Raw genomic sequence first — 21469 nt, forward strand, 5'->3', positions numbered from 1 at the left:
CGACCTCGGACCCTCCCGTCCGTCCGCGTGGCGGCGCGTCAGCGGGGCAGGACCAGGCCCCGGTCGGCCGCCTTCGCGTAGACCGCCGCGGCGACGGCGATGTCGTGGACGCCCATGCCGAAGGGGTTGACGACCACGCGGTCGCGGTCGGTCACCGGACGGGTGTAGGAGCCGGAGACCAGGGTGGGGAGGTCGGCGTCGACGGCACGACCGGCCGCGGGGGCGGGTTCCCCTGGAGCGCCGACCCTGCCGGCGCGGGCGAGGGTGCCCAGCAGGCGGTGGGTGTCGTCGACGATGAGGTCCCAGTCGTCGACGAAGAGGTGGTCGCAGCCCAGCAGGAGGCTCTCGGCGGCGTCGTCCAGCGAGACGTTGACGAAGGTGCCTCCCTCGGGGACCCAGTCCAGTTCGACGTAGGGATCGGTCGTGGTGGTCACCGCGAAGGTCACCCGGGCCCGTTCGACCGCGGTCCGGGCGTCGGGGGCCACGGTGACGGCGACGTCCGGGAGGGCGGCCCTCCAGGCGGTCGCCGTGGACCGGGCCCGCGACCGGTCCAGGTCGAACAGGACGATCTCCTCCAGCGCCGGACAGTGGTCGACGAGCAGTTCCCGGTGGGTCTCCGCCTGGCGCCCGCAGCCGAGGAAGGCCACCGTGGTGAGAGTCGCCGGGTCCCGCACCGCCCGCACCGCCGCCAACGACACCCCCGCGGTGCGCAGTGCGCTGATCCGGGCGCCCTCCATGACGCACACCGGGTGCGCGGTCTCCGGGTCGTTCAGGATGATCAGGCCTCCCGCGCGCGGCAGTCCGTACCGGTGGTTGCCCAGCGAGGCGTTGATGATCTTGCAGCCGTACGCTCCGCCGGCCCAGGCCGGGAGGACGAGGCTCCGCGCCGAGGCGCCGGTGGGCGTCGTCCACCGCAGTGCGGTCTCGGGGGCGATGCCGGCCTCCTTGCGCCGGAACGCCAGCAGGGTGTCCCGGACCAGGTCGACGATGGGCAGGTCCGCGCAGAGTTCCGCCACGTCGGCGCCGCTGAGGTAGGTGATCGGGGACGGGGTTCGTGCGGTCATGCGTTCACTGTCTCCTCGGTGGAGGCTCGGTCGAGCAGGTCGAGCGCGGCCGCGACGGTCTCGTCGGTGCCGGCCGGGTCGCCGATGGGGACGTTCTCGTTCAGCCGGGGGTACTTGTCGCCGCTGTCCGGGCACAGGCAGGCCAGTTCGCGCAGCGTCGGATCGAGCGAGGCCCGCACGACCGCGGCCAGGACCGCCGCGCCCCCGCTGCCGCCGAGCGACAGCCCGGTCCGTTCCCGGATGCGCGAGCAGGCGGCGGCCGCGTCGGCGTCCCGGAGCCGGACGACGTCGTCCCAGTGGTGCCGCTCGATGAAGCGGGAGACCCGTCCGGAGCCGAAACCGGCCAGTTTGTGGGGGCGGTGGGCGGGGGTTCCGCCCATGGCGGCCGAGCCGACGGCGTCGACCGCGACGATCCTGGTGGCCGGTGCGCGGCGACGCAGGAAGGAGGCGACCCCGGCGAGCGTGCCGCCCGTCGACACGGCGACGGCGACGGCGTCGTAACCGCCCTCGGGGGCGGCCTCGACCAGTTCGGCGGCGGTGTGGGTCTCGTGGACGCCGGGGTTGGCGGGGCTCTCGTACTGGTTGGTCCACACGGCCCCGCCGTCCTGCTCCAGGATCTCCCGCACCGCCGCGAGCCGGGCGTCCAGGGTCGTGCCGCCCGGGGCCTCGCGGACCGTCACCACCTCGGCCCCGTAGGCGATCATGCGGTCGACGCTGGCCTTCGGGGTGCTGGGCTCGACGACCAGGGTGCAGGCGTACCCGCGGGCTCGGCAGAGTCCGGCCAGCGCCACGCCGAGGTTTCCCGAGGTGGACTCCACCACCCGCAGTCCCGGGCGCAGTTCGCCGGATTCCTCCAGGGCGTCCAGGAGGGCGGCGGCGGTGCGGGCCTTGATCGAGCCGAAGGGGTTCTCGGCCTCCAGCTTGAGCCAGATCCGCACGGTCCGGTCGTCGAGCGGGACGACGACCGGCCGTACGGGTGTGCCACCGATCACCGGGTCCTCGTCGAGGGGGCCCGGGAACGCGTTCCGTTTCCTCACCGCGCCCCGTCCCCGGACGTCGTCGCCCCGTGCGGCGCCGCGCCGGTCCCGCCGTACCGCCCGGCGCCCACCGCGCCGTGCGGGGAGGGCCAGACCCGGACGCCGTGCTCCCGGAAACGGGGCAGCGAGGAACAGATCATGGTGCGCAGCAGCCAGCGGTCGGTGCCGTCGTTCCGGGCCTGGAAGGGCGTCCGGGCGTGCACGGTGCGCCGGTTGTCGAGCAGCAGCAACTCCCCGGGCGCCAGCGCGTGCTCCACGCGTTTGGCGTCCAGTTCCGCGGCGAGCCGGCGCAGCGCCCGGGCCTCCTCCCCGTCCGGCCGGCCGGCGGGGCCGAGGTAGTGGGCGTCGTAGCAGATCTCCGGGGCCTCGGCCGGCCCCCACAGCACGGCGGTGGCGGTGGGGCTGCGGTCGGCCATCTCGTGGGCGGTGTCCGGTTCCATCAGGAAGACCGGCCGGCTCAGCACCTCCCGCACCTCGTCGGGCAGTTCGAGGTCGCGCGCCGAGACGAAGCGCGTGTGCGCCGCGGCCTCGCCGCGCAGGCACAGCAGTCCGAAGTGGTCGCACCGGTCGGGGCTGAACCCGTCCTCGACGTGCCAGTCGAGCATGCCGCTGCTGCTCTCGCTGGTCTGCGTGTGCTCCATGCTGGGGACCGGGACGACGTGCTGGACCAGGCGGCCGGAGTAGAAGGTGCTGAAGGTGAACGGTTCGCCCAGCTGTAAGGAGACGCCCAGCAGGCACAGCGCGGCGGCCTGGGCCGGTCCGGTCAGGGGCTCCGCCGACCCCCTCGGGCCGGGGCCCCACTCCTGGTCCGCCGGGAGCAGGCCGCTCACCAGCAGGGCGTCGTGACCGGCGCCCCTGCGGTGACGGTGCAGGGCGCGCAGCAGGCGGGTCGGGAAGGCGGGAGTCAGGGCACAGGCGAGCTCGGTGACGCCGTCGGCGTCGAGCTCCGCCACGTCCTCCGACCGGGTCAGGTCCGAGGCCGCCTCCCACAGCGCCTTCGTCTCCTCGGGTGTGAGGCGGATCGTCTGCTCTGCGGAGAGTCGCGCGGACATTACGGCTCCTCGTTCAGGGGTGGGTGGACACGGAGCGGGCAGCGCCAGGAGTCCGGGTCGACCGGGGCTCCGGAGAACCCCGGGGCCTGCGGATCGTCCAGGGTGGCCGGCAGGGCCGGATTGACGTGCCCCTGCAGGCGCGCGTCGCGCTCCCGGATCCTGTTCTGGAAGCGCAGGAACTGTTCGTCGGCGGGGAAGTTGGCGCGGTCCTGCTCCGGCGGGTTGAAGATCAGGGTCGTCCAGCCGAAGCGGCGCGCGTACCGGGTCGCCCCGGGGTAGAGGGTGACCACCAACTGGCCCAGTCCCGCCACGGACAGGGCGAAGTCGGCGTCCCGCGGCTCGGTGGAGAAGCGTCCGTCCCAGGGAACGTCGTCCAGGTCGTGCAGGTGCTGCAGGAAGGACCACAGCCGTCGGTCCCACTCCCCCTCGTCGGCGATCGCCCGGGGCTCCAGGAAGCTGACGACGTAGGTGTACAGGTCTCCCATCCGCAGGCGCACCCGGGCGAAGTACCGCAGGTCGGCGAGGACGTGCTCGGGCGATCGCGGGTCGTCCATGTCGGGCAGCACGTTGAAGAGGTAGCTGCCGTCCCGGAACGCCGAGCGCGCGCCCAGGCAGGGGAACGGACTGCCCAGCACCACGGACCGCAGCTGTTGCTCGATGAGTTCGCGCACGGGACCGGGCACCCGCTCCGTGTGCTCCGCGGGGAGGGCGGGGTACTCCGTGCGCCGACGGGCCGGTGACAAGGTGACCTCCTGGTGGGTGGGCGGGCCCGCCGGGCCCGCCCCCGGCCGGGGCGGGCCCTCGGTTCGGCGGCGAGGCGACTACCCGAAGTAGTCCTCGAGACCGCCCTCCCGTGAGATGTCGAGCGTGACGCAGTGGAAGCCACCGCCGAGCACCCGCTGGTGGCGCAGCCGGTGCGGCAGCACGGAGATGCCCTTGCTCTCCAGGGCCTTGGCGAGGGCGGGCTGGTCGCCGTCGACGATGGCCAGTTCGGGGTTGACCATCAGCAGGTTCATGCAGATCCAGGTCTCGCTCAGGGTGTACGGCAGCGCCGTCTCGGTGGGCTCGGGCTCGGGGCACCACAGGATGTCCCAGTCGCGGAAGGCCTCCGGCACCTCGTCCTCGGCGATCCGGGCCGGGTTGAGCATGACCAGCCCCGGCCGCAGCACGGCGATGGTGCTGTCGATGTGGGTGTAGCCGTAGACGTCCCGCAGCGGGTGGACGCGCAGGGTGGGATCGACCATCCGCAGTGTGGACCTGAGCCACTTCAGGCCCATCTCGTTGCCGCTGCGCGACACCTGGTAGAAGAGGTCCCGGCCGACGCGCAGCACGTTCGCGGCGTCGAACACCGGCTCGGCCTCGCCCAGCAACGGCCGCCCCTCCTCGTCCCACTCGTACAGCTCGTCCTTGAGCTGCGGGCGGGGCGCGGCGATCCACGAGGCGCCCTCCAGCATGTACCGCTGGAACAGCGGGCGGAGGTTGAAGATCTCGAAGTAGCGGGACCTCATCGGGCTGGGCGCCTCGATGACGGTGGAGCCCACCACGAGCGTGATGTCCCGGGGGCAGTAGGAGATGTAGCCGTCCGCCTCCCAGTACGGCGAGGCGAAGGAACGGGAGTGGTCCACGGCGGGGGGACGGTGGGTGGTGACGCCCAGCCCCCGCAGGGTCTCGGCCAACTGCTCCAGGTCCTCGTTGGACTCCTCGACGACCCGCTTCGGGAACTCCCCGGCCTCGACCTGCCGGAGTTCGTCGGGCGTCATGGTGGGGTAACAGGCCAGCCATGCCGACGGGTCGCTCATCCGGGGTATGCGCGCGTGGGTGGCGTCCCCGACGATGATCTCCTTGAGCGGGGTGAACTCGTCCCAGGAGTTGACGGGAGGAACGGCACTGGTCATGGTTCTCCTCTTCTCCTCATTCCCTTGGGTCCCGAGGTGACGGGACGTCCGGTGGGTCAGACGGTGTTCGGACGCCGACGGCGGGACGCCGACGCCCGGTGGCGGCCGGTGTGGGCGGCGGGAGGCTCAGACCGCGGCGGCGCGGACCATCTCCCGGCCGAGAGCCCGCAGGTACCGGGTCTCGTGGCTGCGGTTGCCCTTCAACGACCACTCGCGTTCCGCGCCGAGCAGCTCCATGGCGGCGGTGGCGAAGACGTAACCGGGCAGGGCGTCGAGCTCGGCGCCGGTGAGCGGGGCGTGCTTCCGGTAGAGGCGGGTCAGCAGGTCGACGCGCTCCGGGAGCGTGCGGGGGTCCTTGTGCATCAGGTTGACGGCGGCCATGGCCAGGTCGTGGATCCGCGCGTAGCGGTTGGAGACGGCGAAGTCGAGGATGGCCAACTCCCCCGAGCGGGTGCGCATCACGTTCGCCTTGGTCAGGTCACCGTGCGAGAAGGCCTGCGGGAGCCGGTCCGCCCGCAGCGCGCGGAAGGCGTCGACGGCGGCCGTCACCAGGGCGCGGTCCTCCGCCTCCAGCAGCGGGACCATCTCGGCGGCGAGGGTCTCGATCCTGGGGACCGCCCACCAGTCGTGGACGTGTTCCGGGGCGAAGTCCAGGGAGTGCACGCGGTGCAGTTGTCCGACGATCTCCTCGATCTCGAGGTCGCTCGGGTGTTCGTCGGCTTCCAGGAAGGTGGTCCCGTCCACCCTGTCCATCACCATCAGCCGGTTCCCGGAGGGCTCGTGGTGGAGCAGCGGCGAGCCGTCCGCGTGGTACACCCCGGGATGGGCCACCCCGGCCTCCAGCACCCGCCGGACCACCTCGACGTAGCGCGCGCACATGGCCGGGGTGCGGGCGGAGTTGAAGACCTTGACGACATAGCCGCCGTTCTCGGTGTCGACCATGATGTTGCAGTCGTCGTAGCCGACGTCCGAGACGCGGGTGGCGACCACGGTCCCCAGGGAGCACACGCGGGCGGCCCAGCGCACCAGGTCGTCCACGAGCCGGGGCGCGTGGATGCGCCGCAGCGGGTCGGGCGGGTTGTCGATCACGGCGTCGTCCCCCGTTCCCGGAGGAAGACCACCAGCAGCCCGGCGGCGGCGACGGTCACCAGCGCGCCGGCCACGTGGAAGGGCGCGGTGAGGGTCAGGGCGTCGGCGATCGCTCCACCGGCCAGCGCGCCGACCATGCCGCTGCCGTACAGCACGATGCGGTGCGTGCCGGTGACCCGGCCCAGGACCTCCCGCGGGGCTTCCCGCTGGCGGGTGGAGAGCGCCACCACGTTCCACAGGGCGAAGCCGCCGCTGCTCACCGCGAGCATCGCGGCCGCCACGTACGGGCTGTCGCTCAGCGCGATGACGACGGCGGGCAGTCCGGACAGCAGGGTTCCGGTGACGAGCACGGTGTGCGGCGCGAAGCGCTCCGCGAGCCGTTCGGCTCCGAGGGCTCCGGCGGTGCCGCCGACCGCTCCGGCCGCCAGCAGCAGACCGAAGCCGGCCTCCGGCAGTCCCAGGACGTTCCCGCTGTACACGACCAGGACCGACCACCACGCGGAGTCGGCGAAGCAGATCGCCGCTCCGGAGCAGGTCACCGCCGCCAGCCGCGGGTTGCCCAGCAGCCAGCGCACCCCTCCCAGCAGCTCGGTCCGCAGCGGCGGGCGCTTGCCGTCCGGCCGTTCCACCGCCACGGTGGAGGCCGCCTTGGGCAGTGTCAGCACCAGGACGGCGGCGATGAGCAGCGCCGTCGCGTCCACCGCCACCGGCACGGACACGGCCGCGGCGAAGAGCAGCGCCCCGAGCAGCGGACCGATGAACTCGTTGCCGACGATCTCGGTGCCGATCAGCCGTCCGTTGGCGCGTTCCAACTGCGCCTCGGTCACCAGCCTCGGCAGGATGCTGTGCGAGGCCGTGTCCCGGAAGGTCTCCGCCACCCCGATCACGAAGGCCGTCCCGGCCAGCAGCGGGATCGTCACGGCGTCCAGGAGGAGCACCACCAGCAGGGCGGAGAGCATCACCACGCGCAGCGCGTCCGCCGCCGCGACCACCCGGGCGGGCGGGTAGCGGTCGGCGACCAGCCCCGCGCCGAGCCCGAACACCAGCCAGGCGCCCTGCTGGCAGGCGGTGATCAGGGCCACCCCGAAGGCGTTGTCGGAGACGGAGGCCGCGATGAGGGGCAGCGCGGCGGCACGGATGCCGTCCGCGACGTTGACGGCGGCGGCCGAGGTCCAGAACCTCCAGAACGGGGCCCCGAGCCGCCTCGCCGCGAGGGTGTCGGTCACCACCGCCGCCCTCCGTCCTGCCCGGTCCGGCCGGCCGCCCGCGGTCCGTCCGGGTACCTGACGCTCCCCCACTGGCCGCCGTTGTGGTGGTGGATGATCGTGGGGACCGAGCGCGGGCAGACCTTCGACCAGGCGCCGGCGGGCTCGCCGTCCACCACGAAGAAGCCGATGCTCACCTGCGTGGCGGGGAAGGAGAGCGCGTCCCGGGCGTCGTTCAGATGGGGGAAGGGCACCGTCCCCGGGGGGATCAGCCGCTGCAGCACGTGGGGGGCGTCGAGGTTCTCGGCGGCCGCGCGCAGCGCCGACCGGAACTCCCCCTCGTCCATGTCCGCTCCCAGCCGCACCCCCTGGCTCAGGCTGCCGATCGACGGCTTCAGCACCAGGTCGGTGTGCGCGCCGAAGGCGGCCTCGCCGTCGGCGAGCGCCTCCGGTGTCAGCAGCCACGTCTCCGGGATGCGGCGGCGCACCAGTTCGGCGGCGGCGGGCGACAGCAGTCCGCGCCGGGCGGCCTGGTGCAACAGGCCGAACGTGACCTTCTGCGCCTGCCACTCGGCGCGGAAGCCGGTGGTGAGCACGACGGCTCCGTCGACCGCGGCGTCCAGGACGGGCCGGGCGGAGTCGGGGTCCTGCGGCATGTCCTCCAGCAGGAACTCGCGGTGCACCACGTCGACGGGCCTGCCGCGCAGCCGCAGCCGGCCGTGTTCGTAGCGCAGTTCGCGGTGGTGGCAGACGACCGTCTCGAAACCGCGGGCCGCGAACAGCTCCGCCATCCGCACGTGGTCCCGCAGGTAGGCGACGTCGTAGCCCTCCCAGTCCACCACGGCGAGCACCGGCCGGCCGTCGCCGCCGGCCAGCTTCTCGCACCTGCGGTGCACCGCCCGGGCGAGGGGGTCCATCGGGGTGCGGGCCCGGCAGCCGCCCGCGGCGAGGAGGTCGCGCAGCGGCCGGCGGGAGAAGCACGCGTCGTAGTCCTCCACCAGCAGTCCGCCCAGCCCCGCGCAGATGTTGATCTCGTTCGCCTGCCAGCCGTCCGAGCCGAGCAGGAAGTCGGAGCGGGAGAGCTCCACCTCGTGCGGGATCTCGGCCCGGACGAAGGGACGCAGCGGGGCCGGGGTGCGGAGCTCCTCCAGCGCCGTGTCGATGTCGCCGTACAGCGCCACGGCCGGGTCGCTGCGCACCGCGGCGGTCAGCTCGCGGGACGCCTCGCCCAGCAGCTCGGCCTCCTCGCGGTCCAGCAGCACCGGCACGGACGCCAGCGGTATCCACTCGTCCGGGCGCGGCTGCATGGCCGCCGCCGCCCGCAGTTCCCGTTGCGCCTGGGCCAACGCGGCCACCGCGGCGTCCTCGTCGGCGCGCAGCCGACTGTTGAGCTCGTCCAGGAGCCTCATACGGCAGTTCCCCCTGTCGCCGCCGTACCGCGCGCCACCAGGGTCCGGATCTCCGAGACCAGCGTTCCGCTCGGTGTCCGGAGCCACAGCGCCTCGGGGTGCGGCAGCATCTCGGTGAAGGTGACGGCGCGCGCCGTGCGCAGCGCGTGCGACAGGTTGGCCACGGACAGCGCGGACTCGAAGTCCAGCCACATGGGCTTGGGTTCGGCGTCCGTGAGGAAGAAGACGTGGCGCGGCATCCCGAGCCGTCGTCTCCAGTGGTGCACCTCCCGCCAGTGCCGCCCGGTGGCCCCCCGGGCGGGCAGCACGGGCACCGAGGCGAGCGGCGGGTCCCACCGGCGCCGCTGGAGCACCACCCCGTCGACGACGATCCTGGGGGTGTGCTCGCCCAGGCGCACCGCGGGCAGTTCCAGGGCGGGAAGGGCGCAGTGGGCCAGCCCTCCGGGGTCGACACCGTTGTCGTCGTAGTCGGGGAACAGCCAGTAGTCCTCGCCGCGTTCGGGGCTGTGCAGCCCGACGAAGCCGTTCCCCCACTCCCGCACGACCAGTTCGTCCACCGCGACGGGGCCGGCCCCCGGCCCCTGTTCCATCCGCTCCAGGCAGAGCAGGTGGTGCCCCAGCGGCGAGGAGTCCGTGCCCTTCTGGTCGCGCCTGATCTGCTGGATCATCGGTTTGGCGGGGGCGAGCGCGGCCTCGAGCAGTTTCCCGAGCCGGTCCAGCCGCCACGCCTCGTCGGAGAAGAGCGCGCGCCACGGCTGGGCCAGCGGCGGCCAGATGTGGTGCAGTTCGCTGAGCACGATCAGCCCCGGACCGGACGCGGCGGACGCCCCTCCCGTCAGCATCAGGTCGGCCGCGCCGAACAGCGGCCACGCCTCCAGGTCCGTGCGCAGCAGGCCCGCCTCCTCGAGGTCGGCGCGGGACAGTTCCACGCACTCCGCCGCGGCCGGCAGCAGCCGGACGAACGCCTCCGGCATCCGCTCCGCGGCGGAGGGGGGCAGCGTCAGGCGGCGCACCTCGGCGGCGGGCAGCGTGTCCGTGCCCGAGCGCCGCAGCAGCTCCTTGATCCGGCGCTGCCCGGACAGGCGCTGCGTGACGGCGCGGGAGGCCAGCAGGTCCAGCACCGTGCCGAGCCGCTCGCACAGCGCGCGCAGCCCCTCCGGTCCCACGGTGGCGCCCTCGATGTTGCCGGACGCCTCCTCGGACAGCACGAACCGGTCGGCGTAGAAACGGCCCCGGCCGCGCCAGGCCGGGCGGCCCGTGCACGCGGTGAAGTCCGCCGCGATCCCGTCGAGCTCCTCGGCCCGCCGGTGGTAGGGCCGTCGCGCGAACCGCTCGATCCTCTCCAGCAGGGCCGGTACCCGGCCGGCCCGCTCGGTGCCGGCCTCCCGCGCCACCCGGGCGACGTCGGAGGCCGGGTCGCCGGTGTAGCCGGGGACGCGGCGGTCCAGGGCGAGCAGCCCGCGGGCGGCGAGTTCGGCGGCGAGGGCCGCCGTCTTCTCGGTGTCCTCGCCGAGGAAGGCGGCGAGTCCGGCGAGGGAGCGCGAACCGTCCGCGGCCGCCAGCAGGGTCGCTTCCGCCTCGGTCAGGGTCGCTTCCGCCTCGGTCGGGGGCGGCGCGGCCGGTCCGTCCCCCAGCAGACGGCAGGGGCGGAGCAGCCCGGCGCCGCCCTCCTCCACGATCGCGTCGATCAGGGCCTGGGCCGCCCAGTGGCTCAGGAAGACGCGCCGGCGGGCCGCCCTGCCGTCTCCGAGGCCGGTGTAGCGGACCGGGCCGAGCAGCGGGTCGTCGTACGTGATCGCGGTTCCGCCGTTCGGGGACGGGTCCGCCTCCCGGCCCTCCCCCAGGAGGAAGAGGTTGACCGGGCCGCCGTGGCCGCCGCTCTCGGCCTTGCCGCACAGGCGCTGCAGGTACCGGTAGGCCACCCGCTGGTTGGCGAAGCGCAGGGAACCGGCCGTCGCCTCCCGCACCAGGGTGTCGTGCGCGCCCCGGCTGTTCATCAGGACGGCTTCGGCGAAGGCCTCGTCGGTCACGTGCCGCGCCAGCGCCGCGTGCTCCTCCGCCAGCGCCGTCCGCCATGCCGTCTCGAAGGCGGCCGACAGGTGCTCGTGGCGCTCGACCGCGGTGTTCCAGCCGTCCCGCACGGAGCCGCTCAGGATCCCCTCGGCGGCGTGCGGCAGCGTGCGCGCCCGGTCCAGCGCGCGGTTGACGGCCTTGACGGCCTTGACGGCCGATGGCGGCGGGGGCGGCTCCGCCGCGCGCGCCGCACGCAGCTCGGTGACGGCCAGGCGCCGCGCGGTGACCAACTCGTGGTGGGCGGCGGTCAGTTCGGCGTCCACCGCGGCCAGGCGCGGGGAGGCGAGGCCGGACAGCCACCGGGACGGCAGGCCCGCCGAGCGGAGCATGCCCACCTCGAAGACCGTCCAGGGGGGCGTCCCCGCGGTGCGTCCGGTCATCGGCCCAGCTCCTCGACGGCCCGCCGCAGCCTTCGGAGCCCGGCGGACCACGTGGGGGTCGGCAGCGCGAACGACAGTCGCATCCGGTACGGGCCCCGCCGTCTCCACCACGGTTCGTCCCGGCCGAACGCGGGCGCCGGAAGGGTCTGGAGGCCGAACTCCCGGAAGATGCGGTGGCAGGTGTCCAGGTACCCGTGTCCGGCGAGCGCCGGAATGTCGACGAAGGTGTTGAAGTCGCCGCGCCAGTCGGGGAAGCCGGTCACCAGGTCGTCCGCCTCGGCGCGCAGCATGTCGATGTTGTCGGACAGGGTGGAGCGCAGGTCCGTCCGCCACTGCTTCAGCCGTTCGACCACGTCCTCGTCCTCCAACGCCTTCGACACGGCGGTGGTGACCTCGTCGATTCCGGGGATCGCGCGCCGGTATCCGGAGAGCGAGTCGGCCAGCAGTTCGCGGGCCCGCGACGGGGCGTCCGCCGGGCACCGTCCTTCGGACGCCTCCACCGCGATCATGACCATCCGGTCGAAGAGGAGGGCGGGCGCGGCGATGCCCGGCGACGAGGGTGCGGCGAGTTCGTTGATCCGCGCCAGTTCCCCGACCAGCGGGGCGTCGGCGATGAGCCAGCCGATCCGGAAGCCCGGCACGGCGCGGCTCTTGGAGAGGCTGCTGACCGTCACCAGACCCGGGAGGTGGCCCTCCTCGGCGGCGATGCCCGGCAGGTACGGCAGGTCGCCGGAGGCGGAGACGTCGGAGGAGACCGTGTCGTGCAGCAGGTGCACGTCGTGGTCGCGCGCCCACCGCACGAGGGAGCGGAGTTCGTCCTCCTCGTAGCGCTCACCGGTGGGGTTGTTGAACGTGTTGACGTACACCACGGTCGTTTCGGGGGTGGCGGCCTCGATCAGCTCGGCCACCGTGGGCAGCCAGCGTCCCGGCGTGCCGGACGCCACCTCCTCGACGGTGAACCCGGCGTCGGTCAGGGCCGCTCCGGCGAGCGGGAACGTCGGCACGGGCACCAGCGCGGCGGGGCGGTCCGACACCCGCAGCCCCCACTGGTGCAGGCCGCGGGAGGCGAGGGCGAGCGCCGCGCTCGCGCCGGCGGTCACGACGACCTGGGACGGGTCGAGGCGGACGCCTCCCCCACCCCGTACGGTCTCGTGGGCCGCGATGGCCGCGCGTCCCACCAGATGCCCCTCGGGGCCGTCGTAGTCGTGCCAGAACAAGGGGTCGCGGGCGCAGCCGACGACGGTGTCCACCAGTACGGACGGCGGTCTGAGGGCGTTGATGCCCGAGGACAGGTTGACGATGTCGGTGCCGGGCCGGCGCCGCGCGAACGCCTCCTGCTCCGCGAGGGAGTAGTTGACCCCGTCCACGTCCAGCATGAAGTTCCACGGCGCGAAGGGAACGACGGTGCCCATCTCAGTCACCGTCCGGCACGTGGTAGACGGAGACGTGGTCGGGGCTGCCGGCGGTCAGGGGCGTCCGCTGCCAGGAGGCGTACCGGTGTTCCAGCCGCAGCCCGGACAGCCGGGCCATCAGGTCGAGTTCGCTCGGCCAGGCGTAGCGCAGCTTGGACGGCCGGAACTCGGTGCGCTCCGGCCGCACGATCAGGTACTGGTTGACGAGCGTCTGCCGGACGGGGTCGTGCAACGTCACGTCCAGGTCGACGAGGTCCTTCTGGAGGTCGTAGACCCGGATTCTCTGGTTTCCGGTGAAGGAGGCCGGATCGGGCACCAGCGCCTGGACGACGAATTTCCCTCCCGGCGCGAGATGCCGACGGGCATTGGCGAACACCCGGATTTGCGCCTCCTGGGTGAGCGCCAGAAAGAGCGTGTTGTAGGCGGCGAATACGACGTCGAAATCGGAATGCCCCGCGTCCACGGATTCCATGGTGTCGTGGATGAGTCGGATTCTGCCCCGGGTGTCCGCCGCGGCGCATTTCTTCAACATGGCCGGGGAACTGTCCACTCCGGTCACCTCGCACCCCAGGTCGGCGAGTGGGAGCGCAATGCGTCCCGTGCCGATTCCGAATTCCAGGATTCGGGGTCTTCTCCGTGAGCCGGAGCAGCCGGTCTCGTACAGGAAACGTGCCGCTTCCTCGGCGTCGGGCGGGCACTGGCCCGGCTCGTCGTAGATGTCGGCGATCGCGTCCCCGTAGGTCGCCGAGGTGTAACCGTCCATCGGTGGGAGGGCTCCTCGCAGGTCGGTGGCCGGGCGTCCGGAAGGGTTCACGGAGCGAAGCGGGGTCTCAGCCGGGGAGCCGTGGCGCGGGCCCGGCCGGAGGCCTCCCGCCAGTCGGCCCCCTCGCAGATCACCCAGCACAGCCGGTGTCCCACGTGTTCGGGCCTCGCGGGAAGGGACGTGCCCGGCCCCGCGGCGAACCCCATGCCCGTGAGGGAGGGCTCCTCCAGCACCTCGGGGATCCCGTCGATCCCCGCCAGGATCCCGCCGCGCTCGGGGACCGTCCACAACATGGCCTCGGCGCCCCGCCATTCGGGGTTCCACCTCGGGCTTCGGCCCAGCGCCAGGTCGTAGACCACGTGGTAGGGGTTGCAGCCGCTGCGGCGTTGGATCATGTCCATCAGGCGGTCCCCCGCGGTGCGGGCGTTGACCTCGACGATCACCGGGCCGCGCGCGGTCATGAAGACCTCGACGTGGATCGCCGTCTCGTCGACCCCCAGGGCCAGGGCGGCGTCGATCGCGGTCGCCGTGATCCGCTCCGCGTCCGGCCCCCGGTAGGGCAGGGCGTGACCGATCACGATCGGGTTCGGCCCGGGCAGCGTGGTCTTCTCGGTGACGCAGACGGCGGTGGCGCGGCCCTCGTGGACGAAGCCCTCGATGCTGTACTCGGGACCGCTGATCTGCTCCTCGACGAGGAGCGGTACGGAGAGGTCCAGCCGCGTCGCCTGGACGGCCTGGTACGCGGCGGCCAACTCCTCCTCTCGCGCGACCTTGACCTTGCCGATGGCTCCGGCCTGGTCGGCCGTCTTCAGGATCACCGGGTACCCCAGCTCGGCGGCCGCGGCCGCCACCTCGTCGTGGGTGTCGCAGGTCCGCCAGCGGGGACAGGGCAGGCCGGCCTCGGTCAGGGCCTGTCGTTGTGCCACCTTGTTGATGGCCAGGTGCGCGGCGCGCGGCGACATGAACCGACAGCCGTTCTTCTCCGCGAAGGCCGCGGTCGGCTCCATGAGTTCGTCGTAGAAGGTGAGCACGCCGTCGGGGCGCTCGGGGAGCCGGTCGAAGGCTCTGCGCAACTCGTCCCGGTCGAACAGGTCGTGGACCGGTATCTGAATGTGCGCCAGTTGCAGCATGGGCGCGGTGGCAAAATCAATGATGGCCAGCCGTAAGCCGCTCTCAAGTGCCGTGCGGACGGCTAACTCACGATTCTCGACCACGCCAACGAACAGCAGAGTACCACTCATGCGCCTTGTCCTCTTGAGACAACAACAGCACCGGGCGGCCGGACTGTTGTCGGCTCGCCCTGCGTTCACGATGGCAGAACAAAGGTGGTGAGGCGATCGCTTTCAGCGATTGTAGACAATCGCTTCTCACCGTCGCAAGGGAAACACGAACCGTTTCCCCCTCCCTTTTCCTTCTCCCTGTATGCCGCCAATCAAAAAATTTTCTCGCTTTGGCCTTCTGCGCAGCGTTTCGAGCGGCTCGTCACGGTTGGTCCCCGCGCCCGTTGCCGCCGCCCGCGCGACCGTCGCCCGTCCCGCCCGGCGCCCCGCGCCTCCCGCGCGCCACGGGCGACGGGAATGAAGGCGATCACCGCGGCGTTGGTCCCGGGCATGCCACGATCCGACACCCCGCTCCCCGACGGGCGCGCCGAGCGCCCCCGCATGCCCCTGGCCGTTTACGTCCTGGGGCTGTCCGTCTTCGCACTCGGCACCTCGGAGTTCATGATCTCCGGGCTGCTCCAGCCGCTCGCCCGCGACATGGACGTGTCCATCCCGCAGGCCGGGCTGCTGGTGTCCGCCTTCGCGATCGGGATGGTGGTCGGGGCCCCGGTGCTGGCCGGGGCGACGCTGCGGCTGCCGCAGCGCACCACGCTCATCGCGCTGCTGGCCGTCTTCGGGCTGGGCCAGGTCGCCGGGGCCGTGGCGCCCTCGTACGGGGTGCTGTTCGCCTCGCGGGTGGTGAGCGCGCTGGCGTGCGCCGGGTTCTGGGCGGTGGGCGCGGCGGTGGCCGTGTCGCTGGCGCCGCCTGGGATGAAGGCGCGGGCGATGTCCGTGATGATCGGCGGGCTGAGCATCGCCAACGTGGTGGGCGTCCCGGCCGGCGCGGTGCTGGGGCAGCACGCGGGCTGGCGGGCCGCGTTCTGGGCGGTGGCCGCCATGTCGGCGCTCGCCCTGGCGGGCGTGCTCGCGCTGGTGCCCCGGACGCAGCCGCCCACCGGCGCGGAGCGGCCCCGGCTCCGCCGGGAGCTGCGGATCTACCGGGACGGCCAGGTGTGGCTGGCGATCGCGATCACCGCGCTCAACGCCGCCGCGACCTTCTGCCTCTTCTCCTACCTCTCCCCGCTGCTCACCGACACCGCCGGCCTGGACGAGAGCTGGGTGCCCACCGTCCTGGTGCTGTACGGGGTCGGCGCGCTGATCGGCACCGCCGTCGGCGGCCGGGTCGCCGACGCGCACCTGTTCGGGACGATGTACACCGGCCTCGCCGCCACCACCGCGGTCCTGGCCCTGCTGGCGCTGACCGCGCACCTGCCGGCGGCGGCCGTCGGGCTCGCCCTGTGCCTGGGCCTGACGTCCTTCTTCACCGCCCCCGCCATCAACGCCCGGATGTTCGACATCGCCGGCGCCGCCCCCACCCTGGCCGGCGCGACCAACACTTCGGCGTTCAACATCGGCAACACGCTCGGCCCCTGGGTCGGCGGCCTGGTGATCGGCGCGGGCTGGGGCTACAAGGCCGTCTCCTGGACCAGCGCCGCGCTGGCCGTCGCGGCCGTCGGCGCGACGGCGGTCGCCTCCCGGTGGCACCGGCGCACGGCCGCCTCCCGCGTCGTGGCCGGCTCCCGCCCCGCGCCGGCCGTACCGGCGGCGGACACCGGCACGGCGGCGGGCTGACCCGGGAGGCGGGACGCCTCGCGGGTCACCGGCACGACGACCTCACCGTATGACGTTACCCTCGGTGGTCAGTGGTCCTGTGAACCGCCCGCGGCCCGCGGTCCGCGGCAGGGCGGGGGGCCGGTCGAGAGGACGTACAGCATGGACGTGCGCACCAGGAACAACGTCACCGTCACCGGCCGGGAGGACGGACCGGTGCTGCTCCTCGCCCACGGGTTCGGCTGCGACCAGAACCTCTGGCGCCTGGTGGTTCCCGTCCTCGCCGAGGAGTTCCGGGTGGTGCTCTTCGACCACGTCGGCTCCGGCCGCTCGCACCCGGATGCCTGGGACGCCTCGCGTTACTCCTCCCTGGAGGGGTACGCGGACGACGTGCTGGAGATCTGCCGGGAGCTGGACCTGCGGGACGTGACGTTCGTGGGACACTCCGTCAGCTCCATGATCGGCGTGCTGGCGGTGCGGCGGGAACCGGAGCGGTTCGCCGGACTGGTCCTGCTCGTCCCCTCCCCCTGCTACATCGACGAGGGCGACTACCGGGGCGGATTCAGCAAGGAGGACGTCGAGGAGCTGCTGGAGTCCCTGGACAGCAACTACCTGGGCTGGTCGGCGGCGATGGCCCCGATGATCATGGGGAACCCGGAGCGGCCCGAACTGGGCGAGGAGCTGACCAACAGCTTCTGCCGCACCGACCCGGACATGGCCCGCGTCTTCGCCCGGACCACCTTCCTGTCCGACAACCGGGAGGACCTGGCCGGGGTGAGCGTGCCCACGCTGGTGGTCCGGTGCGTCCCGGACGCGATCGCCCCGCCGGAGGTGGCCGAGTTCGTCCGGGACCGGATCCCCGGCTCCGTCCTGGTCACCCTCGACGGCGCCACCGGCCACTGCCCGCAGCTCAGCGCGCCCGAGGCCACCGCCGGGGCGATCGCCTCCTTCGTGAGGAAGCGGTGACGTCCCGCGCGGGACCCTCACCAGGCCCCGGAGACGGCGGTGACCGTGTCGCCGGGGCCGTCCCCGAACTGCCGCCGGACACCGCCGAGGAGCTCCGGGAGAGCGCCGAGGACCTGTACGAGAACGCCCCCTGCGGCTACCTGTCCACCCTCATGGACGGGACGATCGTCAAGGTCAACGCCACCCTGCTGGACTGGCTCGGCCGCACCCGCGAGGAGCTGGTCGGCCGCCGGTCCTTCCCCGACCTGCTCACCGTGGGCGGCCGGCTCTACCACGAGACCCACTTCGCCCCGCTGCTGCACATGCAGGGCCACCTGGGCGGGATCGCCCTGGAGATGAGGACGGCGGACGGCTGCCGGTGCTGGTCACCTCCAGGGTCAGGCACGCCCCCGACGGCCGCCCCCTGCTGATCCGCACCACCGTCTTCGACGCCCGCGACCGCCGCTCCTACGAGCGCGAACTGCTGCGCGCCCGCCGGGAGGCCGAGCGCGAGCGCGAACGCGTGGAACGCCTGGCCCGCACCCTCCAGCGCAGCCTGCTGCCCCCGGTCCTGCCCGAGGTGCCGGGCGCCGAGGTCGCCACGTCCTACCACACGGCCTCGGCGGACGAGGTCGGCGGCGACTTCTACGACCTGTTCCCCCTCTCGGACGGCCGGTGGGGCGTCTTCCTGGGCGACGTGTCCGGCAAGGGCGCGGGCGCGGCGGCCCTGACCTCCCTGACCCGCTACACGCTGCGCTCCGCGAGCGTCTACGACCCGGACCCGCTCAGGGTGCTGGCCAACCTCAACACCGTCCTCAACCACGAGAACCAGAGCGGCATCCCGCGCTACTGCACCGTGATCTTCGGGGTGCTCTCCCCCGGCGACCGCGGCTGCTCGCTCACCCTCGCCTCCGGCGGCCACCCCCCGGCGCTGCTGCTGCGCGCCGACGGCACCGCCGAGTACGTGCACACCCCCGGCGGCCAGCTCGTCGGCCCGCTGCCCGACGCCCGCTTCACCGCCGTCGACGTGCGGCTGGACCCCGGCGACACCCTGATGCTCTACACCGACGGACTGACCGAGGCCCGCACCGACGACTCCGGCGGCCGCTACGGGGAGGAGGACCTGCTGGCCTTCGCCGGCGAGCTGGCCCCGGCCGGGGCGGCCCAGACCGTCGCCGCGGTCGGCAAGCTGCTGGAGGGCTTCGAGGAGGGGCTGGAGGACGACACCGCCGTCCTGGCCCTGGGCGTCCCGGCGGACCGGACGCCGGCCTGACCGCGCGGCCGTCCGGGACGCGCCCGCCCGGCGTCTCCGGGGGACGCCGCCGACCGCGCGCCGCCCCTCCGGCTCAGCCCGGCCGCCCGGGGCAAAGGGCCCGGACCCTCCGCCCGCCGCCGGTCAGCACGTCCGTCCCGGGAGCCGCTCCGCAGGACCGGAGTCCTCCGGCGGTCCGGGGGCCGCGGCACCGCGGCCCCCGGCGGCGCCCGCCCGGTGCTTGCGGCGGCGCAGCCCCGCCTCCGTCAGCCTCCGCAGCAGCTCCTTGCTGCCCACCTCGACCGCGCCCAGCCGCACCGCCCGCTCGTAGTACGCGCCCGGCACGTCGTAGTGGTCGCGGTCGAAGGCGCGCGGCGGGCAGCCCAGGGCGGCGGCGAACGCGTGGAGCTCCTCGTAGGAGACGTCGCTGACCAGGTGCGACCACAGTCTGCCGTGGCCGGGCCAGACCGGCGGGTCGATGTAGACGGTCACGCCTCAGGCCCGCCCCAGCCGCCCGACGGGCGCCACCTCCGTCGCCGTCCGGCCGCACACCCAGTGCGGGTCCGGGCCCAGCTCCGGTTCGACGTCGAGCGCGTGCTCCTCCGTGCCGGAGCACACCGGGCAGACCGGCCAGCGGCCGTGGCGGTCCAGCAGCGCGTCCTGGACGTCCTGGGCGACCAGGCCCGCCAGGAAGGAGGCGCCCTCCGGCCACTGCTCGACCCACCAGCGGCGGTGGGAGACCGCGTCCTCCACCAGGGAGACGACCTCGGCCCCGGCGATGCCGCCGGCGGTGAGGTCGGCGAGGACGAGCGCCCGGGCGGAGTGGAGGGCCTGTTCGAGGGCGGGGGGCGAGGGCTGCTGTTCTGTCATAGCCCCTCCATTGGACCAGAGCGCCGCGCCGGACGGGGCACGGTGGGCGCACGCGGTCTTGACGGCCCCCGCCGGTGAAAATACCTTCCGCCACGTGGACGACAGCGTGAAGGAAAGTTCCGCCGCCCCGGCCCGCGGCACCGCCCCGGCCCGCCGCCCCGGCCCGCCCGGACCCGCCGCCCTCGCGGCCAAGGTGCGCACCCTGGCCCCCTCCATGACCCGCTCCATGCAGCGCGTCGCCGAGGCCGTCGCCGGCGATCCGGCCGGGTGCGCGCAGCTCACCGTCACCGGCCTCGCCGAGCGCACCGGCACCAGCGAGGCCACCGTGGTGCGGACCTCGCGCCTCCTGGGCTACCCCGGCTACCGGGACCTGCGGCTGGCGCTGGCCGGGCTCGCCGCGCAGCAGGCGTCCGGCGCGGCGCCCTCGGTCACCGCCGACATCGCCGTGGACGACCCCATCGAGGACGTCATCGCCAAGCTCGCCCACGACGAGCGGCAGACCCTCGCCGACACCGCCGCCGCGCTGGACCCGGGCCAGGTGGAGGCGGCCGTGGACGCGATGGCCGGCGCCCGCCGCATCGACGTCTACGGGGTGGGCGCCTCCGCCCTGGTCGCCCAGGACCTGGTGCAGAAGCTGCTGCGCATCGGGCTGGTCGCCCACGCCCACGCCGACCCGCACCTGGCGGTCACCACCGCCGTCCAGCTCCGCTCCGGCGACGTCGCCGTGGCGATCACGCACTCCGGCCGTACGGTGGACGTGATCGAACCGCTGCGCGTCGCCTTCGACCGCGGTGCCACCACCGTGGCGGTCACCGGGCGGCCCGACGGGGAGATAGCCCAGTACGCCGACCACGTCCTGACCGCCTCCACCGCACGCGAGAGCGAACTGCGCCCGGCGGCCATGTCCAGCCGGACCGGCCAGCTCCTCGTCGTGGACTGCCTGTTCATCGGGGTGGCCCAGCGCACCTACGAGACCGCCGCCCCCGCGCTGTCGGCCTCCTACGAGGCGCTGGCCCACCGCCACTCCCCCCGGCAGCGCTGACCCCCGCCGCTCCCGCCGTACGGCGCACAGGCGCACAGGCGCACAGCACAGCCCCACCCCCCACCCACGCCCGGGCGCCGCACGGGAGGCAGGCCCCGGCACCACGGAAGAACGGAAAGAGCCGCATCCCGATGACCCCTCCGACCGCCGACGGCGCCCCGCACTCCCCCTACGGCCGGCTCCGCGCCGAACTGGAGACCCTCACCACCGAGGCGTTCCGCAGCGACCTGGCCGACATCGACCGGCTGCCCACCCTGGAGATCGCCAGGATCATGAACGGGGAGGACGCCACCGTCCCCGCCGCCGTCGCCGCGCAGCTGCCCCGCATCGCCGAGGCCATCGACGCCATCGCCGCGCGGATGTCGCGCGGCGGCCGGCTGGTCTACGCGGGGGCGGGGACGGCCGGGCGGCTGGGCGTGCTGGACGCCAGCGAGTGCCCACCCACCTTCAACACCGACCCCGCCCAGGTCGTCGGCCTGGTGGCGGGGGGCCCGGCGGCGCTGGTGCGCGCGGCCGAGGGCGCCGAGGACCGCGGGGACCTCGCCGCGGCCGATCTGGACGGGCTGGGGGTGGGCCCGGACGACGTGGTGGTCGGCGTCTCGGCCTCCGGCCGCACCCCGTACGCCGTGGGCGCGGTGGAGCACGCGCGGCGGCTGGGTGCGCTGACGGTCGGACTGTCCTGCAACGCCGGATCGCCGCTGGCGGCGGCGGCCGACCACGGCATCGAGGTCGTCGTCGGGCCGGAGCTGCTGACCGGGTCCACCCGGCTCAAGGCGGGCACGGCCCAGAAGCTGGTCCTCAACATGATCTCGACCATCACCATGATCCGGCTGGGCAAGACGTACGGGAACCTGATGGTCGACGTCCGTGCCTCGAACGCGAAGCTGCGGGCCCGCTCGCGCCGGATCGTCTCGCTCGCCACGGGCGCGAGCGACGAGCGGATCGAGTCGGCGCTCGCCGCCACCGACGGCGAGGTGAAGAACGCCATTCTCACCATCCTGGGCGAGGTGGACGGTCCCACGGCCGAGCGCCTGCTGCGGGAGTCGGGAGGACATCTGCGGGCCGCGCTGGAGGCGGCGCGGAGCTGACGCCGGGCCGCGGGGACGCGGGG

Annotated in this window: 18 protein-coding genes and 1 pseudogene; 5 read left to right on the forward strand and 14 right to left on the reverse strand. The window is 73.7% G+C overall.

Features of this window, described 5'->3' with window-relative positions; all coding sequences use genetic code 11:
• Window positions 1–38: 38 nt before the first annotated feature.
• From ABD358_RS03305 to ABD358_RS03360, 12 genes are all read right to left on the reverse strand, one after another.
• The gene (locus ABD358_RS03305; protein WP_344629274.1) at window positions 39–1064 is read right to left on the reverse strand and encodes an ornithine cyclodeaminase; all 1026 of its coding nucleotides are present in this window, start codon (window positions 1062–1064) and stop codon (window positions 39–41) included.
• Window positions 1061–2101 (reverse strand): pyridoxal-phosphate dependent enzyme, encoded by a 1041-nt coding sequence (locus ABD358_RS03310; RefSeq protein ID WP_051717756.1) that lies wholly within the window; start codon window positions 2099–2101, stop codon window positions 1061–1063. The genes ABD358_RS03305 and ABD358_RS03310 overlap by 4 nt, the downstream gene beginning before the upstream one ends.
• On the reverse strand, window positions 2098–3153 hold the full coding sequence (locus ABD358_RS03315) for a TauD/TfdA family dioxygenase (protein ID WP_344629275.1): 1056 nt from the start codon (window positions 3151–3153) through the stop codon (window positions 2098–2100). Before ABD358_RS03315 ends, ABD358_RS03310 begins: the two co-directional genes overlap by 4 nt.
• Window positions 3153–3896, reverse strand: coding sequence for a guanitoxin biosynthesis heme-dependent pre-guanitoxin N-hydroxylase GntA (gntA, locus tag ABD358_RS03320; protein ID WP_344629276.1), 744 nt, complete (start codon window positions 3894–3896; stop codon window positions 3153–3155). Before gntA ends, ABD358_RS03315 begins: the two co-directional genes overlap by 1 nt.
• 78 nt (window positions 3897–3974) lie before the next feature.
• The gene (locus tag ABD358_RS03325) at window positions 3975–5048 is read right to left on the reverse strand and encodes a scyllo-inosamine-4-phosphate amidinotransferase (RefSeq protein WP_031509455.1); all 1074 of its coding nucleotides are present in this window, start codon (window positions 5046–5048) and stop codon (window positions 3975–3977) included.
• A gap of 126 nt (window positions 5049–5174) precedes the next feature.
• A complete protein-coding gene (locus tag ABD358_RS03330; protein WP_344629277.1) occupies window positions 5175–6137 on the reverse strand; it encodes a phosphotransferase in 963 nt (320 codons plus the stop codon).
• Entirely contained in the window at window positions 6134–7363 is a 1230-nt protein-coding gene (locus ABD358_RS03335) for an MFS transporter (protein WP_344629278.1), read from the reverse strand. Before ABD358_RS03335 ends, ABD358_RS03330 begins: the two co-directional genes overlap by 4 nt.
• The gene (locus tag ABD358_RS03340; protein ID WP_344629279.1) at window positions 7360–8751 is read right to left on the reverse strand and encodes an ATP-grasp domain-containing protein; all 1392 of its coding nucleotides are present in this window, start codon (window positions 8749–8751) and stop codon (window positions 7360–7362) included. The genes ABD358_RS03335 and ABD358_RS03340 overlap by 4 nt, the downstream gene beginning before the upstream one ends.
• Entirely contained in the window at window positions 8748–11204 is a 2457-nt protein-coding gene (locus ABD358_RS03345) for a hypothetical protein (RefSeq protein WP_344629280.1), read from the reverse strand. Before ABD358_RS03345 ends, ABD358_RS03340 begins: the two co-directional genes overlap by 4 nt.
• A complete protein-coding gene (locus ABD358_RS03350) occupies window positions 11201–12616 on the reverse strand; it encodes a pyridoxal phosphate-dependent aminotransferase (RefSeq protein ID WP_344629281.1) in 1416 nt (471 codons plus the stop codon). The genes ABD358_RS03345 and ABD358_RS03350 overlap by 4 nt, the downstream gene beginning before the upstream one ends.
• Window position 12617: 1 nt before the next feature.
• Window positions 12618–13379, reverse strand: coding sequence for a class I SAM-dependent methyltransferase (locus ABD358_RS03355; protein ID WP_344629282.1), 762 nt, complete (start codon window positions 13377–13379; stop codon window positions 12618–12620).
• A gap of 47 nt (window positions 13380–13426) precedes the next feature.
• Complete coding sequence (locus ABD358_RS03360) at window positions 13427–14509, reverse strand: ATP-grasp domain-containing protein (protein ID WP_344629283.1); 1083 nt, start codon at window positions 14507–14509, stop codon at window positions 13427–13429.
• A gap of 480 nt (window positions 14510–14989) precedes the next feature.
• Here ABD358_RS03360 and ABD358_RS03365 point away from each other — a divergent pair, with 480 nt between their 5' ends.
• The 3 genes and pseudogenes from ABD358_RS03365 to ABD358_RS03375 all read left to right on the forward strand — a co-directional run bounded on the left by ABD358_RS03365 (window position 14990) and on the right by ABD358_RS03375 (window position 18467).
• On the forward strand, window positions 14990–16270 hold the full coding sequence (locus ABD358_RS03365) for a Cmx/CmrA family chloramphenicol efflux MFS transporter (RefSeq protein WP_425576231.1): 1281 nt from the start codon (window positions 14990–14992) through the stop codon (window positions 16268–16270).
• Window positions 16271–16411: 141 nt separating this feature from the next.
• On the forward strand, window positions 16412–17215 hold the full coding sequence (locus ABD358_RS03370) for an alpha/beta fold hydrolase (RefSeq protein WP_344629284.1): 804 nt from the start codon (window positions 16412–16414) through the stop codon (window positions 17213–17215).
• Window positions 17212–18467 (forward strand): annotated as a pseudogene (locus ABD358_RS03375) (SpoIIE family protein phosphatase). The gene ABD358_RS03370 and the pseudogene ABD358_RS03375 overlap by 4 nt, the downstream one beginning before the upstream one ends.
• 123 nt (window positions 18468–18590) lie before the next feature.
• Here the strand turns inward: ABD358_RS03375 and ABD358_RS03380 are convergent.
• Complete coding sequence (locus tag ABD358_RS03380; protein WP_344629285.1) at window positions 18591–18938, reverse strand: DUF4031 domain-containing protein; 348 nt, start codon at window positions 18936–18938, stop codon at window positions 18591–18593.
• Window positions 18939–18941: 3 nt separating this feature from the next.
• Window positions 18942–19316, reverse strand: a complete 375-nt coding sequence (locus tag ABD358_RS03385; protein WP_344629286.1) for a hypothetical protein — start codon at window positions 19314–19316, stop codon at window positions 18942–18944.
• Between the two features lie 106 nt (window positions 19317–19422).
• On the opposite strand from ABD358_RS03385, the gene ABD358_RS03390 reads away from it, so the two are divergent.
• Together ABD358_RS03390 and murQ are read left to right on the forward strand one after the other, a co-directional pair.
• Window positions 19423–20358, forward strand: a complete 936-nt coding sequence (locus tag ABD358_RS03390; protein WP_344629448.1) for a MurR/RpiR family transcriptional regulator — start codon at window positions 19423–19425, stop codon at window positions 20356–20358.
• Window positions 20359–20489: 131 nt separating this feature from the next.
• Window positions 20490–21446: an N-acetylmuramic acid 6-phosphate etherase gene (gene murQ / locus ABD358_RS03395; protein WP_344629287.1), complete on the forward strand. Its 957-nt coding sequence runs from the start codon at window positions 20490–20492 to the stop codon at window positions 21444–21446.
• Window positions 21447–21469 lie beyond the last annotated feature (23 nt).

The organism is Streptomyces glaucosporus, assembly GCF_039533345.1.
Lineage (GTDB): Bacteria > Actinomycetota > Actinomycetes > Streptomycetales > Streptomycetaceae > Streptomyces > Streptomyces glaucosporus.

What these genes read in the sequence shown, in the direction of transcription:
- ABD358_RS03355 (WP_344629282.1), bottom strand. Translation starts at nt 13,379, where the DNA reads ATGGACGGTTACACCTCGGCGACCTACGGGGACGCGATCGCCGACATC.
- ABD358_RS03345 (WP_344629280.1), bottom strand. Translation starts at nt 11,204, where the DNA reads ATGACCGGACGCACCGCGGGGACGCCCCCCTGGACGGTCTTCGAGGTG.
- ABD358_RS03315 (WP_344629275.1), bottom strand. Translation starts at nt 3,153, where the DNA reads ATGTCCGCGCGACTCTCCGCAGAGCAGACGATCCGCCTCACACCCGAG.
- murQ (WP_344629287.1), top strand. Translation starts at nt 20,490, where the DNA reads ATGACCCCTCCGACCGCCGACGGCGCCCCGCACTCCCCCTACGGCCGG.
- ABD358_RS03360 (WP_344629283.1), bottom strand. Translation starts at nt 14,509, where the DNA reads ATGCTGCAACTGGCGCACATTCAGATACCGGTCCACGACCTGTTCGAC.
- ABD358_RS03340 (WP_344629279.1), bottom strand. Translation starts at nt 8,751, where the DNA reads ATGAGGCTCCTGGACGAGCTCAACAGTCGGCTGCGCGCCGACGAGGAC.
- ABD358_RS03350 (WP_344629281.1), bottom strand. Translation starts at nt 12,616, where the DNA reads ATGGGCACCGTCGTTCCCTTCGCGCCGTGGAACTTCATGCTGGACGTG.
- ABD358_RS03370 (WP_344629284.1), top strand. Translation starts at nt 16,412, where the DNA reads ATGGACGTGCGCACCAGGAACAACGTCACCGTCACCGGCCGGGAGGAC.
- ABD358_RS03325 (WP_031509455.1), bottom strand. Translation starts at nt 5,048, where the DNA reads ATGACCAGTGCCGTTCCTCCCGTCAACTCCTGGGACGAGTTCACCCCG.
- ABD358_RS03305 (WP_344629274.1), bottom strand. Translation starts at nt 1,064, where the DNA reads ATGACCGCACGAACCCCGTCCCCGATCACCTACCTCAGCGGCGCCGAC.
- ABD358_RS03385 (WP_344629286.1), bottom strand. Translation starts at nt 19,316, where the DNA reads ATGACAGAACAGCAGCCCTCGCCCCCCGCCCTCGAACAGGCCCTCCAC.
- ABD358_RS03365 (WP_425576231.1), top strand. Translation starts at nt 14,990, where the DNA reads ATGCCACGATCCGACACCCCGCTCCCCGACGGGCGCGCCGAGCGCCCC.